The sequence below is a fragment of the Azospirillum tabaci genome (assembly GCF_014596085.1).
Classification (GTDB): Bacteria; Pseudomonadota; Alphaproteobacteria; order Azospirillales; family Azospirillaceae; genus Azospirillum; species Azospirillum tabaci.
Map to the genome: position 1 here is coordinate 260,867 of NZ_JACCJY010000003.1, position 16,909 is coordinate 277,775.

Below are 16,909 nucleotides of genomic sequence, written 5' to 3' on the forward strand. Positions count from 1 at the left end.
TTACGCCGGAAACGCTTCCAGGACGGCCTTCACCTGCCGCTGGAAATCCTGGTCGCTGCGATAGCGCGTCAGGACCGTCTTGTCACGCTGAACGAGGAAAAAGATGTCCTCCCGGCTGGGCAGGGAGCGCGGGTTGGGCTTGTCCAGCAACTCTCCGTTCCAGCCGATCCGCGCCATGAAGTAGACAGCGCGGGAATTCAGCATGAACAGCTTGTTGTCCGGCGTCATTTTCTCCCGGCGCAGCAGCGCGTAGAGATAATAGTTGCGCCCATGAAAATAATTCACGTAGATCGACTGCAGCGCCGCAAAACGCTCGTCGGGACTGGTGTATTTCTTGATCTGGCGTTCCAGCTTGAACCCCGCAAAGAAATACTCCCGAGCCTCGTTTTCAAAGGAGAAGGCGGAGCCGCGGATCTGGGTGAGTTGCTCCCCATATTTGCGCAGAACACGCCCCATCAGCAGTTCGAGGAATCGGCGCTCCGCCGCGAGGTCATCCGCGGTCTGCAGGATCAGTTCGAAGACATGGCGGAGATGATAGGGGTGCCGGACCATGATGACCGGAACGCTCGACGCTGGACGTTCCCCCGGTGCCCGTCGCTCCCCCAGCAGGGTCGCGGTCGGCGACACCGAGGCGATCACCGAGGAAATGGTGTCCTGCATCTTCCAGCGCCGCTTCGCCTGGGCGGATTGCTTGCCGATGTGGAAACGCGCCAGACGGCGTTGCCACCGGCTGCGCCATGTCTCCTTCGGCGCCTTGTGGGTCGGCAGATTGCCGACGACCAGCGGGTTGCCGAGCACGTCCGCCGGCGGCGGCAGCGGATTGAAATTGAAGTACTTGCCGGTAACGACGCCGCGCGCGGCACCGCCGGGCACCCCATCGCCCGCCGTCGCACCACCACCCACGGACAGGCCCGCCAGCGTCGCCATTCCCGATGCACACCCTGCCTGCTTCACTCCCGTCCGGCGGACAAGGCCGGCGGACAGAGATCGCCCTTTATAAGGCGGTCCGTGCGGCGATGAAAGGCGCAACCGATCCAATATGCATCTGCTTGTTTTTTGTGCAACCAGTTCGTGCCGCGTCTGCGAAGGCGCTCTGGTCTGCGCGAACTCTTCGATGGTACTATGCCCTCTCCGTGCGGCGGAGGGCCGCAGGGACCGGCCAGCGCAGACAACGGGTGGAACTTCATGGCGATCCACGTCGCTCTCAACCACAAGACCGTCTACCGTTACGACCGTTTGGTCAATCTGGGACCACAGATCGTCCGGCTCCGCCCGGCCCCGCACTGCCGCACCCCGATCCTCAGCTATTCGCTGCGCGTCACCCCGAAGCACCATTTCCTGAACTGGCAACAGGACCCGCAGTCCAATTTTCAGGCCCGCTTCGTCTTCCCGGAAAAAACCCGCGAGTTCGTGGTGGAGGTCGACCTCGTCGCGGAGATCGCCGCGATCAACCCCTTTGACTTCTTCCTCGAGGAGAAGGCCCAAACCATCCCCTTCGCCTACGAGCCCTGGCTGGAGCGCGAACTGCGCCCCTATCTGGAGGTCGAGGAGCCGGGTCCGCTGCTCGCCGACTACATGACCGGCATTTCGCGGGAACCGGCGGCCTCCATCAACTTCCTGGTCGACATCAACCAGCGGCTCCAGAAGGACATCGGCTACGTCATCCGCCTGGAGCCCGGCATCCAGACCTGCGAGGAGACGCTGGGCAAACGCACCGGGTCCTGCCGCGATTCGGCATGGCTGCTGGTGCAGATCCTGCGCAACCTGGGTCTGGCCGCGCGGTTCGTCTCCGGCTATCTGATCCAGCTCACCGCCGACCAGAAGGCGCTCGACGGCCCGTCCGGTCCCGAGGCCGACTTCACCGACCTGCACGCCTGGACCGAGGTGTTCCTGCCCGGCGCCGGCTGGGTCGGCCTCGACCCCACATCCGGCCTGCTGGCCGGCGAGGGGCACATCCCCCTGGCCTGCACGCCCGACGCCTCGTCCGCCGCCCCCATCTCCGGCCTCATCGACGAGTGCGAGGTGGAGTTCGGGCACGAGATGTCGGTCACCCGCATCTATGAGGCGCCGCGCGTCACCAAGCCCTACACCCCCCAGCAGTGGGCGGGGATCGAGGCGCTCGGCCACCGCATCGACGAGGAACTGGTCGCCGGCGACGTGCGCCTGACCATGGGCGGCGAGCCGACCTTCGTGTCCATCGACGACATGGACGGGGCGGAGTGGAACACCACGGCGCTCGGGCCCAACAAGCGCAAGCTCGCCGCCGACCTCGTGCACCGGCTGGCCAATCGCTTCGCGCCGGGCGGGCTGCTGCATTTCGGCCAGGGCAAGTGGTATCCCGGCGAATCGCTGCCGCGCTGGGCGATGACCGTCTACTGGCGCCGCGACGGCGAGGCGCTGTGGGCGAACAGCGACCTGCTGGCCCGCGAGGACACCGACTACGGCCACACGGCGGAGGATGCCGGCGCCTTCCTGGTCACGCTGGCCAAGAAGCTGGGGCTGGACCCGGCGCTGGTGCTGGCGGCCTATGAGGACCCGTGGCACTACCTGCGCCGCGAATCGCTGCTGCCGGTCAACGTCGATCCGCTGGACAGCAAGCTGGAGGACAAGGAGGAGCGGGCGCGTCTCGCCCACGTCTTCACCCGCGGCCTGAACGAGCCGGTGGGCTTCGCCCTGCCGATCAACCGCAAGATGACCCAGCAGGGGCCGGTGTGGCTGTCCAGCGCGTGGCCGCTGCGCCAGGAACGGCTGCTGCTGATGCCGGGCGACAGCCCGGTCGGCTACCGCCTGCCGCTCGGCTCGCTGCCCTGGGTGGCGCCGCAGGACTATCCCTACTCCTGGGAGACCGACCCGTTCGAGGAGCGGGCGCCGCTGCCGCCCAACCGGGTGCCGCTGCGCCAGCACGCGCTGCGTGAGCAGGCCGAACGGCAGGACGCCTCCCGACGCAACGAACGCGTCCAGCGCGCCATGGCCGAGGTGCGCAGCGAGATGCCGGACCACGGCAAGTCCGCTTGGTGGGTGGTGCGCACCGCCCTGACCTGCGAGGCGCGCAACGGCCGCATCCACCTGTTCATGCCGCCGATGAACACGCTGGAGGACTATCTGGCGATGCTGGCGGAGATCGAGGCGACGGCGGTCGAGCTGGACATGCCGGTGGTGATCGAGGGCTACCAGCCGCCGAAGGACCCGCGCCTGAACTCGCTGGCCGTCACCCCCGACCCCGGCGTGATCGAGGTGAACATCCATCCCTCGCACACTTGGAACGAGCTGGTCCGCAACACGCTGGAGCTTTACGAGGACGCCCGCCAGTCGCGCCTGGGTGCCGAGAAGTTCATGATCGACGGACGCCACTGCGGCACCGGCGGCGGCAACCATGTGGTGATGGGCGGCGCCACCGCGGCGGACAGCCCCTTCCTGCGGCGGCCCGACATGCTGCGCAGCCTGATCACCTTCTGGCAGAACCACCCGTCGCTGTCCTACGCCTTCTCCGGCCTGTTCATCGGCCCGACCAGCCAGGCGCCGCGCGTGGACGAGGCCCGCGACGACGCGCTCTATGAGCTGGAAATCGCCTTCAACCAGATCGACAAGGCCGCCGCGACGGGCGATTGCCCGCCCTGGATGGTCGACCGCGTGCTGCGCAACCTGCTGACCGACGTGCAGGGCAACACCCACCGCGCCGAATTCTGCATCGACAAGCTCTACTCCCCGGACAGCTCGACCGGGCGGCTGGGTCTGGTCGAGTTCCGCGCCTTCGAGATGCCGCCCCACGCGGAGATGAGCCTGACCCAGCAGCTTCTGCTGCGCGCCCTGGTCGCGCGTTTCTGGAAGGCTCCCTACAGGGGCAAGCTGGTGCGCTGGGGGACGGAGCTGCACGACCGCTTCATGCTGCCCTACTTCGTGCAGCAGGATCTCGCGGACGTCGTCGCCGACCTGCGCGATCACGGCTATCCCATCGAGGAGCGCTGGTTCGACCCGCACATGAACTTCCGCTTCCCGGTCTACGGCCACGTCAACCAGCGCGGCATCTCGCTGGAGCTGCGCATGGCGCTGGAGCCCTGGCACGTGCTGGGCGAGGAGCCGGGCGGCGGCGGCACCGTGCGCTACGTCGACAGTTCGGTCGAGCGGGTGCAGGTGCGGGTCACCGGCCTGACCGACGCGCGCTACGCCATCACCTGCAACGGCCGCCGCGTGCCGCTGATCCCCACGGGGACGGAGGGCGAGTTCGTCGCCGGCGTGCGGTACCGGGCGTGGCAGCCGCCCTCCTGCCTGCACCCCACCATCCCGGTGCACACGCCGCTGGTCTTCGACATCCTCGACCTGTGGGCGGGCCGCTCCATCGGCGGCTGCACCTACCACGTCATGCATCCGGGCGGGCGCAACTACGACACCTTCCCGGTCAACGCCAACGAGGCGGAGGGGCGGCGCCTCGCCCGCTTCTTCCCCTTCGGCCACACCCCCGGCCCGATGGACACCCCGGCGGAGGAGCGCAACCCGCAGTTCCCGATGACCCTGGACCTGCGGCAGGGCTGACCGGTCCTCCCCGCCCCCGGCCGGAATACGCCTTTCGGCCGGGGGGCGCCGATGCGCCGCTTGCATCGGCGGGACCGGGCGTTCACACTTGCTGCGCATTGCACCGCCGTGAACGTACGATCCGAACCTTGGCCGACCGCGATTCGCCCTTTCTTGACCCCAGCGCGCCCCCTCCACCGGGGCTGCGTCCGGTGCCGTTCCTCCAGGGGTCGCTGTTCGGCGAGGCCGACGCCATGGGCTATGGCCGCGGCGAGGTCTATGACGAGATGGTCACCGGGCAGGGCCGTCTGCGCCCGCACTGGCAGACCTTCATGGGCACGCTGGGTCCCCTCGACCCGGAGCTGATGGCCGAGAGGTGGGAGGAGGCGCGGCGCCTGCTGCACCAGAACGGCGTCACCTACAACATCTACGGCGATCCCAAGGGGATGGAGCGGCCCTGGCCGCTCGACATGGTGCCGCTGCTGATTCCATCCCACGAGTGGAAGGCGGTCGAATCGGGGCTGATCCAGCGCGCCACGCTGCTGAACGCGGTGCTGGCCGACATCTACGGGCCGCAGACCCTGACGCGCAGCGGACGGCTGTCCCCGGCGGTCATCCACGCCGATCCCGGATTCCGCCGCGCCGTGCACGGCATTGCGGTGCCCAACGACATCCACCTGCATTTCTACGCGGCGGACCTCGCCCGCGCGCCGGACGGGCGCTGGTGGGTGCTGTCCGACCGCACCCAGGCGCCGAGCGGCAGCGGCTACGCGCTGGAGAACCGGGCGGTGATGGCGAAGGTCCTGCCGGACAGCTTCCGCCATTGCCAGGTCGAGCGCCTGTCCCCCTTCTTCGAGGCGTACAAGGAGACGCTGCTGTCGCTGAGCCCGCGCCGCGACCAACCACGCATCGTTCTGCTGACGCCCGGCCCCTACAACGAAACCTATTTCGAGCACGTCTATCTGGCCCGCTACCTCGGCATCACGCTGGTGGAGGGGGCGGACCTGACCGTGCGCGACCGTCAGGTCTATCTGAAGACCCTGTCGGGACTGGAGCCGGTGGACGTCATCCTGCGCCGCCTGGACGCCGATTTCGCCGACCCGCTGGAGCTGCGCGCCGACAGCTCGCTGGGCGTGGCGGGGCTGATCGAGGCGGTGCGCGCCGGCAACGTGGTGGTGGCGAACGCGCTCGGCTCCGGCTTCATGGAATCCATGGCGGTCAAGCCGTCGCTGCCCATGCTCTGCCGCCATCTGCTGGGCGAAGAGTTGAAGATGCCGGGTGTCGCCGTCTGGTGGTGCGGCAACGACGACGAGCGCGCCTACGTCATCGAGCATCTGGACGGGCTGGTGGTGAAGCCGGCCTTCCCGTCGCTGTCCTTCGAGCCGATCTTCGGCGCCGACCTGTCGGCGGGGGAACGCGCCGCGCTGGTCGAGCGCATCAAGGCCCGCCCCTGGTGCTACGTCGCGCAGGAGCGTCTGGCCCTGTCCACGGCGCCGGTCTGGCAGGGCGGTCGGCTGCAGCCGCGCCCGCTGGTGCTGCGCGTCTTCCTCTGCGCCCGTCCGGACGGCAGCTACACCGTCATGCCCGGCGGCCTGACCCGCGTGTCCACCGAATCCGGGAAGCTCGTCGTCTCCATGCAACGGGGCGGCGGCAGCAAGGACACCTGGATCCTGTCCGGGCGCCGGGCCGAGGCCACCCCGGCGATGCCGCGTCCGCAGCCGGCCCAGGAGCCGCAGCCGGCGCCCAAGGCGGCCTCCGCCGACCTGCCCAGCCGGGTCGCCGACAGCCTCTATTGGCTGGGCCGCTACGCGGAGCGGTCGGAGGGCACGGTGCGCCTGCTCCGTTCCACCCACTCCCGCCTGACCGACGGCAACGTGCCGGGCGCGTCGCTTCAGCTCCGCCCACTGCTCCATCTGATGGCCTGGGAGGGCATGATCCCCTGGGACCTGACGCGCGTTACGGCGCTCGGCGGCGGACGGGCATTGCGGGCGGCGCTCTACAGCTCCGTCGTCGATCCGGACCATCCCAACAGCCTTCGCGCCCAGGTGCAACGGGTGCACCGCACCGCCTATTCGGTGCGCGACCGCCTGTCGCTCGACATGTGGCGGGTGGTCACGATGCTGGAGCGGCAGAGCCAGCCACCGCCGCACAAGCTCGACGCCGCCGCCATGCTGCTGCGCTTGGACGACCTGATGACCTGCCTGGCCGCCATCGCCGGGCTGGAGCAGGAGAGCATGACTCGCGGCCAGGGCTGGCGGTTCCTCGACATCGGGCGGCGCATCGAACGGGCGCTCCACATCATCTCGGTGATGCGCGGCATCCAGGTCCACGCCCTCGACCGCCAGGACGAGCCGGTCCAGGTGGCGACGCTGAGCGTGCTGCTGGAGCTGGGGGAAAGCGTGATGACCTACCGGTCCCGCTACCTGACCAGCGTGCGCCGCCGCCCGGTTCTGGAGCTGCTGCTGGCCGACGAATCCAACCCGCGCGCTCTGGATTTCCAGCTGGCGGCGCTGGAACGGCATGTGGCGGCCCTGCCCAGCGGTTCGCAGGCCGTGCCGGGCGACACGGCCGCCTCGGCCCGCTCGATCCTGGGCGCCGCCCGCGCCTCGCTGCGCGCGCCGGACGCGTTGGACTCGGGCGCCGCCCTGCACACGCTGCTCGACTCGCTCGCCCTGTCGTTGCCTGAGATTTCCAACCTCCTGACCCACGCCTATTTCAGCCATGCCTTCGCCCGACCGGCCTGACCTCTCCCCGACCATAGCCGGCGCGGCCCCCGCCGATGAGCACTCCGGCGACGGATTCGGCGTGCGCTTCCGCGTGCGCCACACGACCCGCTACGACTATGCCGAGGACGTGTCGGTGTCGCACCATCTGCTGCACCTAACGGCCCGCCCGCACCCGCGCCAGCGCGTCCGCCGATGTGCGCTGACCATCCTGCCGGGTCCGGCGGTGCAGTCGTCGCACACCGACTATTTCGGCAACACCGTCACCTACGTCGCGATGCAGGAGCCGCACCGGCAACTGGTCGTCACGGCGGAGAGCGAGGTGGAGGTCGGCCCGCCCCCGACGCTGGACGCCGCCTTAACCCCATCCTGGGAGCATGTGCGCGATGCGCTGGGCGGCCTGACCGGACCGGAGGACGGGGCGGAGGTGGTCCAGTACCGCTTCGACAGCACGCTGGTGGCGGCCAGCCCGACGCTGCAGGACTACGCCGCGCTGTCCTTCACGCCCGGCCGCCCGGCAGCGGAGGCCGCGCTGGACCTGATGCAGCGCATCCACGACGATTTCACCTTCGACCCCACGGCGACGACGATCGCCACCCCGATGGCCGAGGTGATGCGGCACCGCCGCGGCGTCTGCCAGGACTTCGCCCACATCGTGGTCGGCTGCGTGCGCGCCGTGGGTCTGCCCGCCCGCTACGTCTCTGGCTATCTGCGCACCTTGCCCCCGCCAGGCCGCCCGCGTCTGGTCGGCGCCGACGTCAGCCACGCCTGGGCGTCCGTCTGGTGCGGCGCCGAGGCCGGCTGGATCGACGTCTGCCCGACCAACGCGCGCCGCGCCGACCAGGACTTCATCACCATCGCATGGGGCCGCGACTACGACGACGTCAGCCCTGCCCGCGGCGTCCTGATGGGGGCCGCCGGCCACACGCTGTCCGTCAGCGTCGATGTCGAGCCGCTGGAGGAAGACGGGGCGCCCTGATACGGTGCGGCCGTCATGTTCGGTCTTTCCAGCCCTCTCCCCTCCGGGGAGAGGGTGGCCCGGAGGGCCGGTGAGGGGGTTGTGCTTTTGCCGGACGTACCGCCACGCACATCCCCCTCACCCTAAACCCTCTCCCCAGAGGGGAGAGGGGACTTCGCTTCCATTCACACCGCTTATGAGATGCAACCCCTTGGCCGGATGGTCACTCCGCCGGCTGCGGGTGCGCGCCCGTGGGGTGGCTGGCGGAGCCGTCCACCGCCGGGAGGGGCTTCTTCTTCGCGATGTAGCTGTAGACCGTCGGCACCACGAACAGCGTCAGGAAGGTGCCCAGCAGCATGCCGCCGACGATCACCGCGCCGATGGCCTGCCGGCTCTCCGCACCCGCCCCATGGGCGTTGGCGAGCGGCACGGCGCCCAGAACCATGGCGCCCGTGGTCATCAGGATCGGGCGCAGGCGCAGCACGGCGGCTTCCTCCACCGCCTTGCGGATGTCCACCCCCTCGCGCTGGAGCTGGTTGGCGAACTCCACGATCAGGATGCCGTGCTTGGTGATGAGGCCGACGAGCGTCACCAACCCGATCTGGCTGTAGACGTTCATCGTCGCGCCGGTGAAATGCAGGGCGGCCAGCGCGCCGGTCATCGACAGCGGCACCGTCAGCATGATCACGAAGGGATCGATGAAGCTCTCGAACTGCGCCGCCAGCACCAGATAGATGAAGGCCAGCGCCAGGATGAAGACGAAATACAGGCCTGTCGCCGATTCCCGGAACTCGCGGCTCTGCCCCGCATAGTCGGTCTGGGCGGTGGCCGGCAGCACCCGGTTCGCCGCCTCCTGGAGATAGCCTAGCGCCTCACCCAGCGAGGTGCCCGGCGCCAGCGTGGCGGTGATGGTGACGGAGCGCAGCTTGTTGAAGTGGTTCAACTCCTTGGGTGCCACTCGCTCCTCGATGCGGACGAGGTTGGCGAGCGAGATCATCGCCCCGGTGCTGGTGGCGACGCCCGCCTCCGCCGCCATGGTGGGCGTGCCGCGGACGTAGATGGAGGCGATGTCGTCCGGGTTGCGGCGGTCGACGTCGCCGACCTGGACCACCACGTCGTACTGCTTGCCCTCCTTCTTGAAACGGGTGACCTGCCGCCCGCCCAGCAGGGTCTCCAGAGTGCGGCCCACCGTCTCCACATCCACGCCGAGGTCGGCGGCCTTGTCGCGGTCGATGGTGATGCGCAGTTCCGGCTTGTTCAGCTTCAGGTCGGTGTCGAGGTTGGTCAGGCCGGGGAACTTCCGCGCCTCCGCCATCAGCCCGTCCACCATCTTCTGAAGCTCGTCGTAGGGCAGCGAGCTTTGGATGACGAAGTTCACCGGCTTGTCCACCGGGCTCTGCCCCAGCGACGGCGGGTTGGTGACGAAGGCCAGGATGCCGGGAATGCCGAACATCTTGGGGAAGAGCTGGGCGGTGATCGCCTGCTGCTTCACGTCGCGCTCGTCCCAGTCGATCAGGCGGACGAAGGATATGCCCTGGTTGACCACCGGGAAGCCGACCACGACGAAGAACTTCTCGACGATGGGGATCTGGCGGAACAGGTCCTCCATCCGCTTGGCGTAGCTTTCCGTGTAGTCGAGCGTCGAGCCCTCCGGCGCGATGGCGATGCCGACGATAGTGCCGCGGTCCTCGACCGGCGCCAGCTCCGACTTGAGCCCGGTGAACAGCGTGTAGCTGAGTCCCGCCACCACCGCACCGACCAGCAGCACCAGCGGGCGCGCCTTCAGCGACAGGCGGAGGATGGACCGGTAGCCATTGGTCAGCCCATTCAGCAGCCGCTCGATGGCGTTGTAGAGCGCGTTGTGCTTGGTCTGGTGCTTCAGCAGCTTCGAGCACATCATCGGCGACAGCGTCAGGGCGACGAAGCCCGACACGATCACCGCCCCCGCCAGCGTCAGCGCGAACTCGGAGAAGAGGCGGCCCGTGCGCCCGGTCATGAAGCCGATGGGCGCGTAGACCGCGGCCAGCGTGATGGTCATCGCGATGACCGCGAAGCCGATCTCCCGCGACCCCTGCAACGCCGCCTGGAAGGGCGGCACGCCTTCCTCGATGTGGCGGTAAATGTTCTCCAGCATCACGATGGCGTCGTCCACGACGAGGCCGATGGCCAGCACCATGGACAGCAGCGTCAGCGTGTTGACCGAGAAGCCGAAGGCGTACATCAGCGCGAAGCCGCCGATCAGCGACACCGGGATGGTCACCAGCGGCACCAGCGTGGCGCGGAAGCTGCGCAGGAAGACGAAGATGACCAGCACGACCAGGACGATGGCCTCGAAGATCGTGCTGAACACCGCGTCGATCGACTTGGCGATGAAGACGGAGCTGTCGTAGCCGACATCCACCCCCATGCCCTCCGGCAGGGCGGCGCGGATCTTCGGCAGCGCCTCGTTCACCGCCTTGGACACGTCCAGCGGGTTGGCGGTGGACTGCTTCACCACGCCGATGGCGACGGCGCCGCGCCCGTTGAAGCGGGCGCTGACCCGTTCGTCCCGCGCCCCCAGCTCGGCCCGGCCGACGTCCTTCAGCCGGACCAGATAGCCGCCGTCGTCGCGCAGGATGATGCGGTCGAACTCCTCCGGCGTGCGCAGGTCGGTCTCGGAGACGACGGTGAACTCCCGCGCCTTGCTCTCCACGCGGCCCGCCGGGATCTCGACGTTCTGCTTGCGCAGCGCGTTCTCAACGTCCTGCGGGGTGACGCGGTAGGCGGCCATGCGCTGCGGGTCGAGCCACAGCCGCATGGCGAAGCGCCGCTCGCCGAAGATCCGCACCTGGGCGACGCCGGGCAGGTTCTGCAGGCGGTCCTTGACGTAGCGGTCGGCGAAGTCCGTCACGTCCAGCGGCGAATGGCGGTCGGACGAGAATGCCAGGTAGATGATCGGCTGGGCGTCGGCCTCCACCTTTGCGATGACCGGCTCGTCGATCTCGTTGGGAAGCTGGGCGCGCACGCGGCCGACGCGGTCGCGCACGTCGCTGGCCGCCGTGTCGACGTTGCGGTCCAGGCGGAAGCGCAGGGTGATCTGGCTCTTCTCCGCGCGGCTGATCGAGGACATCACGTCGATGCCCTCGATGCCCGACAGCGAGTCCTCCAGGATCTGGGTGACCTGGCTTTCGATGATCTCGGCCGACGCGCCCTTGTAGGTGGTTTCCACCGTGACGACGGGTTCGTCGATCTTCGGATACTCGCGCACCGACAGGCGCTGGTAGGACACGATGCCGATCAGCATGAGCGCAAGGCTCATGACCGTCGCCAGGACGGGCCGGCGGATGGAGATGTCGGAGAGGACCATCGGCTCAGCTCCCCGCCGGCTTGTTGTTGATGACCACCACCGGGGCGCCGTCACGGATCTTCAACTGGCCGGCGGTCACCACCACGTCGCCGGGCTGCAGGCCGGCGGTGATCTCCACCTCGGCGTTGCGGCGCTCGCCCAGCGTGACCGTGGTCTGCACCGCCTTGCCATCCACCACCTTGAAGACGAACTGCTTGTTGCCGAAGGCGCTGACCGCCTGTTCGGGCACCAGCACGGCGTTCGGGGTCTGGTCCAGCGTCAGGGCCACCCGCGCGAACAGGCCGGGGCGCAGCGCGCCCTCCTTGTTGGGGACGCGGGCGCGGATCACCACGGCGCGGCCGTTCACATCGACCAGCGGGTCAATGGCGTAGACCGTGCCGTCGAAGGTCCGCCCGCCGAAGGAGTCCACGGCGACCTTCAGGGTCTGGCCGGTGCGGACGGTCGGCAGATACAGCTCCGGCACCCGGAAATCGAGCTTCAGGGTGTCGATGGCCTCCAGATTCACGATGTCCTTGCCTGCGGCCACCACGTCGCCCACCGAGACCTTGCGCAGGCCCAGCACGCCGTCGAAGGGCGCGGTCAGGGTCAGCTTCTCCAACTGCGCCTTGGCGAGCTGCACCGCCGCCTCGTCGGACTGGAGCTTGGCGAGCGCCTGCTCACGGTTGCGGGCGGGGCCGGTGCGCTGGCGGTACAGCTCCTCGGCACGGGCCAGCTCGGCGCGGGAGAAGGCGATGCTCGCCTGCGCCTGGGCGAGCGTGGCGCGGGCGATGGAGTCGTCCAACCGGATCAGCACCGCTCCCTTCCTCACCGCCTGCCCCTCCTGGAAGGCGATCTCGGAGACCTTGCCCGCCACCTCGGGCCGGATGACCACCGACTCGCTGGACAGCAGCGAGCCGACCGCGGTGACTTGGCGCGACACGGTGCCGGTCTTGACCGCCGATGCCTCCACCGGCATCGGTGGGGTGCCGCCCGGTGGTCCACCCGCCGCCGGCGCACCGGACGACGCGCCGCCGGGAGACGGAACCTTGCCGGCGAGAAGCGTGTTGATGGTTCCGCCCTGCTTGACGAAGTACCAATAGGCGCCGCCGCCGAGAGCGACCAGGACCAGAAGGGCGACGATGCGAAGCGTGTGGCGCATGGATACGGAACCCGCACAGGCCCGCCGGCCCGCCGGACGGGCGTGCGGGGCGTTTCGTGTCAACCGGGCCGCTGTGATGGGCGGGCGGTAAACTGAACTATATCGTTCAGTTCAGTTCCGGAGTCGAGACGGTTGCAAGGGTTCAGGCGCGGGAGCGCGGCGGTTCGGGTTGCACGACGCGGCCCTTTTCCATGTCCAGCCGCGCGCCATCGGGAAGAATCATCGTCAAATCAGCGGGTTGACCGGGGCCTACCGCATTGCAGCAGCCGCGCGGACGAACCGGTCCGCCATCGAGGCAAAGGCCGGGCGCGCAGCAGGGCGCCTCGCCCGCCGGTAGAACCGCACGAATCCGATCGCCTTCAATGCGAACGTCGGCCAGCAAGACCCCGTCCGCTCCGGGTGGCGGCGTGCCTTCCCCGAGGTCCGGGCATTCGATGCGGGCGCGCTTCAACCAGAACTTCCCGGACGCCAGCAATCGTGCGAGCAAGCAGGCGGAGGTGGACGCGCTCATTCCCCGATCCGATGAAGTGGCGGCAAGGCTGTCGTTCGACCGACGGCTCAGCCTGTCACGGAAGCGTAAAGGAAGTTTTGCTCTGGTTGGACTCTTGAAGACATCCGGAAAATCGGCGATGTGACAATCCTTGGTCCTTCCGACCTTCGCGTCCCAAGGGGTGCCCGATGCTGATCGCCCAGATGTCCGACCTGCATGTGACGGCCCCCGGCACCGCCCCGACAACCGCTTACGACACGAACGCCCGGCTGGCCGCCGCGGTGGCCCATCTGAACGCGATGGCGCCGCGCCCCGACGTGGTCCTGATCACAGGGGATCTCGTCAACGGACCGAAGCCCGGCGAGTACGAGGCGCTGTCCGCCCTGCTGGAACCGCTCGCCATTCCCTTCCGCGTGCTGGCGGGCAACCACGACGACCGCGTGGGGCTGCGCCGGACCTTCGCCGGCACCGGCTGGATGCCCATGGAGGGCTCGTTCATCCACTACGCGGTCGATGAGTTCCCGGTCCGCATCCTGATGCTCGATTCGGTCAGTCCCGGCACGGCGGTGGGCGGCCTGTGCGCCGACCGGCTGTCCTGGCTGGCGGAGCGTCTGGCCGAGCAGCCGGAGCGGCCGACCGTGCTGGCGCTTCACCATCCGCCCTTCGACACCGGGCTGGCCTTCCTCGACACGCTGCGCTGCCTGGAGGGCGCGGAGGAACTGGGGCGGCTGGTGCGCAGCCGTCCGAACGTCCGGGCCGTGCTGTGCGGCCACACCCACCGCCAGACCGCCGTCTCCTGGAACGGAACGCACGGCTACGTCGCCCCATCGGTGGCTTATCAGATCGCGCTGGATCTGGCGCCGGAGCCGCCCTACCGCTGGACGGACGAGCCATCCGCGCTCGCCCTCCATCTCTTCACTCAGGATGGCGCGGTGGTCACGCACCTGAGCGTGATCGGCGCCTATCCCGGCAGGGAGTTCTCCCGCAAGGCCAGGAACTCCTGAAAATTGGCGCAGCGTCCGGCGGCGTGCGCGGCCATGTAGGCCGCGTTCAAGGCACGCTTGGCCTCCAGAGCGGCGGCGAAGCGGCGGCGCAGCGCGGCGTCGGCGATCCGCAGCCCATCGCCGGCCAAGCGGCCGAGAACATGGCGGTAGCAAAGGTCGGCCCGCGTGCCGCTGTCGGCGGAGCAGGTGATCGACCCCTCCCGCTGCCGGTACTCATACAGCGGTTCCAGCACCAGCGGCAGGCGGCCCACCCGGTCGAGGACCTGGACGTTGAAGACCACGTCGTCGCAGAAGTCGACGCCCTCCTCCCAGCCGGGGACGAGATCGCGGCGGACCACGAAGAACATCGGCACGGAGGTTTCCAGAAAGGCCGCGGCGTCCAGCGTGGTGATCCCGGCACCGGGCGGGAACAGGATGGAGAGAAAAGAACCGTCGCCGTCGCGCACCACCGCGACATTGTCCGCCGCCGCTCCATGCGCCGCCGCCAGCGGGGCGAGCCGCGCCAGCCGGTCCGGCTCGAACCGGTCGTCGGCGTCCAGCGGGGCGATCAGCGGCAGGCGCGCGCAGCGCAGACCGGCGTTGCGGGCCGCCGGGGCGCCGGATCCGACGCGGCCGGTTCCGGTGAAGGTCAGGCGCGAGTCGACGATGCCGGCGGCCTCCAGGATCGCGCGGTAGTCGGCGCCGTCGTCGCTGACCACCACCGCTTCCCAATCGGGAACGCTCTGCGCCAAGAGGCTGGACACGGCGCGGGCAATGGTGCCCTGCGCGCGGTAGGCCGGAATGATGACCGAGACGCCGTTCCCGCTGTCCCCATCCATGCACCGTCCTCCGATTGTGCAAGGGGCAGTGTGCCGCTCCTTTCCGGGGGCGTGCAAGCGGCGAACCGCGCCGATACGGATAGCCTGAGCGTGACTATGACGGCGCCGGGGTGGGATTTGGCGTCGCGGCCCGTTGAACAAGGAACCGATACGGGCTATGTGGAGACACGAGTGGCGTGGTTCGGTCCCCATCCGACATCCCAGGCCCCCGCAAGCCAAAGCCCCCCGGTAGACACGCCGACCTCAGGGAGTTCAAAAACGATGGCGCAAGACGGATACACCCGCTTCGACGACGAACCCGAGCAGGAGCCGGACGAGAAGTCGAAGGAAAGCGCCCCGCCGCCGTTCGCTGCCGTGCAGTCGAACCTGTTCAAGGCGCGCACGGTGCTGATCTTCGGGCAGATCGACATGAAGCTGGCGCAGGCCGTCTCGGCCCAGCTGCTGGCTCTGGCCCACGAGAGCAACGACGACATCACGGTCGTGGTGAACTCCCCCGGCGGCCACGTCGAGGCGGGCGACACCATTCACGACATGATCCGCTTCGTGAAGCCGCGCGTGAAGATGCTTGGCACCGGCTGGGTCGCCAGCGCCGGCTGCCACATCTTCCTGGCCGCGAATAAGGAAGACCGCTTCTGCCTGCCGAACACCCGCTTCCTGATCCACCAGCCGCTGGGCGGCACCGGTGGCCGGGCGACGGACATCGCCATCGAGGCGAAGGAAATCATCCGCATGCGTGAGCGCCTGAACCGCATCATCGCGCGCGAGACCGGGCAGCCGGTGGAGAAGGTTTCCAAGGACACCGACCGGAACTACTGGATGCTGGCCGACGAAGCCCGCGAGTACGGCATCGTCAGCCACGTCATCGAGTCCTTTGACGAGCTGAAGTAAGCGCTCCTCCGGAACGCACAAAGCCCCTCTCCAGCGAGAGGGGCTTTTTTTATGGCCGCCGTTCTGTGGACAGCGGCATGGCTCGCACCGTCGAGACAAGCCAAGCGGAGCAACCGCTTACACGACGATGTTTACATTCTGCCCACGCGTAGCCGTGACGTTGCCACCGGCCGAGGAGCCGTCCGAGCCGCCCTGAAGCAGCGTGGCGATCGCCTGATCCTGCTGCTGCGCGGTCTGATTCAGCGTTTTCACGCCGAAATCGATCTGTCCCTGCGCCTGCCGCAAACCGATCGCAGCGCCCAGAGTGGAGGATGAAACATCGAGAGCCATCGGAGGATGCCTTCACAAGGAAAAGTCGGCGGACGGAACAGCGTCCGCCTTCCGCCGGTCAGATGACCACGTTGACGGAACCGGACCCCGCCGAGGGGGCGGCAGCCGCGTGGGTCGTCATTGGGGCTGAGGCTACCACCGGCTGCGTCGGCGCGGAAGTCCCCTGCGACACGCCGGAGCGGCCCGCGCCGGTCCCGGGATGGCCCGGGGCCCACCGGTGCACGGGGGCTCCGTTGCCGGAGCTTCCGCTCGGCCCGGTGCCGTTCCGCTGGTCCTGCCCGTCCGAACCACCGACGAGAAGCTCAAGCGACGCCTTGCCGCTCTTCCGGTCCTTCTGCGCTTCGCGGTATTGCCGCAGGGCCGCCTCGGTCGGAATCTGGTCGAGGGTCGCCCCGTCCTCCGGGCTCCGGAACAGCAGCACCAGCCGCGACGCGTCGGCGTCGTAGCGGTACGCGGTTTTCGTGTAGCGTCCGGAAAGAGGTTCGGACTGACCGGTGACGGGGTCCTTTGCGGGCGGAGTCCCGGTGTCGGCCCCGGTTTCAACAGCGTCGCTGCTGCGGGCCGTCATGAAGGCCAACGGCCTTGCAGCCGTTGCGGTGGCGATGGCCACGTTCATGACATTACACCGATGAATGGACAATCCAGACCATATATTGCAGCCGCACTCGTGCATTGTAAAGGGTTCGTTCACCTTTTTTCCGGCTA

Annotated in this window: 12 protein-coding genes; 5 read left to right on the forward strand and 7 right to left on the reverse strand. The window is 68.6% G+C overall.

Annotated elements, in window-relative coordinates; genetic code table 11:
* Positions 1-927 (reverse strand): hypothetical protein, encoded by a 927-nt coding sequence (locus H0B54_RS06280; protein WP_188259658.1) that lies wholly within the window; start codon positions 925-927, stop codon positions 1-3.
* 258 nt (positions 928-1,185) lie between these two features.
* Between H0B54_RS06280 and H0B54_RS06285 the strand changes: the two genes are divergently transcribed.
* The 3 genes from H0B54_RS06285 (at position 1,186) to H0B54_RS06295 (ending at position 8,211) form a co-directional block, all read left to right on the forward strand.
* Positions 1,186-4,530 carry a transglutaminase family protein gene (locus H0B54_RS06285; RefSeq protein WP_188259659.1) on the forward strand — a complete coding sequence of 1,115 codons (3,345 nt, stop codon included), beginning with the start codon at positions 1,186-1,188 and terminating at the stop codon, positions 4,528-4,530.
* Between the two features lie 191 nt (positions 4,531-4,721).
* Positions 4,722-7,253, forward strand: coding sequence for a circularly permuted type 2 ATP-grasp protein (locus tag H0B54_RS06290; protein WP_343068909.1), 2,532 nt, complete (start codon positions 4,722-4,724; stop codon positions 7,251-7,253).
* Positions 7,231-8,211, forward strand: a complete 981-nt coding sequence (locus H0B54_RS06295) for a transglutaminase family protein (protein ID WP_211109208.1) — start codon at positions 7,231-7,233, stop codon at positions 8,209-8,211. Before H0B54_RS06290 ends, H0B54_RS06295 begins: the two co-directional genes overlap by 23 nt.
* Positions 8,212-8,413: 202 nt before the next feature.
* Here the strand turns inward: H0B54_RS06295 and H0B54_RS06300 are convergent, their stop codons facing one another.
* The 3 genes from H0B54_RS06300 to H0B54_RS06310 all read right to left on the reverse strand — a co-directional run bounded on the left by H0B54_RS06300 (position 8,414) and on the right by H0B54_RS06310 (position 13,185).
* The gene (locus H0B54_RS06300) at positions 8,414-11,536 is read right to left on the reverse strand and encodes an efflux RND transporter permease subunit (RefSeq protein WP_188259660.1); all 3,123 of its coding nucleotides are present in this window, start codon (positions 11,534-11,536) and stop codon (positions 8,414-8,416) included.
* 4 nt (positions 11,537-11,540) lie between these two features.
* Positions 11,541-12,674 carry an efflux RND transporter periplasmic adaptor subunit gene (locus tag H0B54_RS06305; protein WP_188259661.1) on the reverse strand — a complete coding sequence of 378 codons (1,134 nt, stop codon included), beginning with the start codon at positions 12,672-12,674 and terminating at the stop codon, positions 11,541-11,543.
* A 142-nt stretch (positions 12,675-12,816) separates the two neighbouring features.
* On the reverse strand, positions 12,817-13,185 hold the full coding sequence (locus tag H0B54_RS06310) for a hypothetical protein (RefSeq protein WP_188259662.1): 369 nt from the start codon (positions 13,183-13,185) through the stop codon (positions 12,817-12,819).
* A 167-nt stretch (positions 13,186-13,352) separates the two neighbouring features.
* Between H0B54_RS06310 and H0B54_RS06315 the strand changes: the two genes are divergently transcribed.
* On the forward strand, positions 13,353-14,168 hold the full coding sequence (locus H0B54_RS06315; RefSeq protein ID WP_188259663.1) for a phosphodiesterase: 816 nt from the start codon (positions 13,353-13,355) through the stop codon (positions 14,166-14,168).
* Here the strand turns inward: H0B54_RS06315 and H0B54_RS06320 are convergent.
* Positions 14,126-14,986: a glycosyltransferase family 2 protein gene (locus H0B54_RS06320; RefSeq protein WP_188259664.1), complete on the reverse strand. Its 861-nt coding sequence runs from the start codon at positions 14,984-14,986 to the stop codon at positions 14,126-14,128. The genes H0B54_RS06315 and H0B54_RS06320 overlap by 43 nt on opposite strands.
* A gap of 261 nt (positions 14,987-15,247) precedes the next feature.
* Between H0B54_RS06320 and H0B54_RS06325 the strand changes: the two genes are divergently transcribed.
* Complete coding sequence (locus H0B54_RS06325) at positions 15,248-15,874, forward strand: ATP-dependent Clp protease proteolytic subunit (RefSeq protein ID WP_094302560.1); 627 nt, start codon at positions 15,248-15,250, stop codon at positions 15,872-15,874.
* Positions 15,875-15,991: 117 nt separating this feature from the next.
* Here the strand turns inward: H0B54_RS06325 and H0B54_RS06330 are convergent, their stop codons facing one another.
* The gene (locus H0B54_RS06330) at positions 15,992-16,204 is read right to left on the reverse strand and encodes a hypothetical protein (RefSeq protein WP_188259665.1); all 213 of its coding nucleotides are present in this window, start codon (positions 16,202-16,204) and stop codon (positions 15,992-15,994) included.
* Positions 16,205-16,262: 58 nt separating this feature from the next.
* Positions 16,263-16,820, reverse strand: a complete 558-nt coding sequence (locus H0B54_RS06335) for a hypothetical protein (RefSeq protein ID WP_188259666.1) — start codon at positions 16,818-16,820, stop codon at positions 16,263-16,265.
* Positions 16,821-16,909 lie beyond the last annotated feature (89 nt).

Coding starts and splice junctions, on each gene's coding strand:
- H0B54_RS06325 (WP_094302560.1), top strand. CDS start 15,248: ATGGCGCAAGACGGATACACCCGCTTCGACGACGAACCCGAGCAGGAG.
- H0B54_RS06295 (WP_211109208.1), top strand. CDS start 7,231: ATGCCTTCGCCCGACCGGCCTGACCTCTCCCCGACCATAGCCGGCGCG.
- H0B54_RS06280 (WP_188259658.1), bottom strand. CDS start 927: ATGGCGACGCTGGCGGGCCTGTCCGTGGGTGGTGGTGCGACGGCGGGC.
- H0B54_RS06310 (WP_188259662.1), bottom strand. CDS start 13,185: ATGAGCGCGTCCACCTCCGCCTGCTTGCTCGCACGATTGCTGGCGTCC.
- H0B54_RS06320 (WP_188259664.1), bottom strand. CDS start 14,986: ATGGATGGGGACAGCGGGAACGGCGTCTCGGTCATCATTCCGGCCTAC.
- H0B54_RS06315 (WP_188259663.1), top strand. CDS start 13,353: ATGCTGATCGCCCAGATGTCCGACCTGCATGTGACGGCCCCCGGCACC.
- H0B54_RS06335 (WP_188259666.1), bottom strand. CDS start 16,820: ATGAACGTGGCCATCGCCACCGCAACGGCTGCAAGGCCGTTGGCCTTC.
- H0B54_RS06300 (WP_188259660.1), bottom strand. CDS start 11,536: ATGGTCCTCTCCGACATCTCCATCCGCCGGCCCGTCCTGGCGACGGTC.
- H0B54_RS06330 (WP_188259665.1), bottom strand. CDS start 16,204: ATGGCTCTCGATGTTTCATCCTCCACTCTGGGCGCTGCGATCGGTTTG.
- H0B54_RS06285 (WP_188259659.1), top strand. CDS start 1,186: ATGGCGATCCACGTCGCTCTCAACCACAAGACCGTCTACCGTTACGAC.
- H0B54_RS06305 (WP_188259661.1), bottom strand. CDS start 12,674: ATGCGCCACACGCTTCGCATCGTCGCCCTTCTGGTCCTGGTCGCTCTC.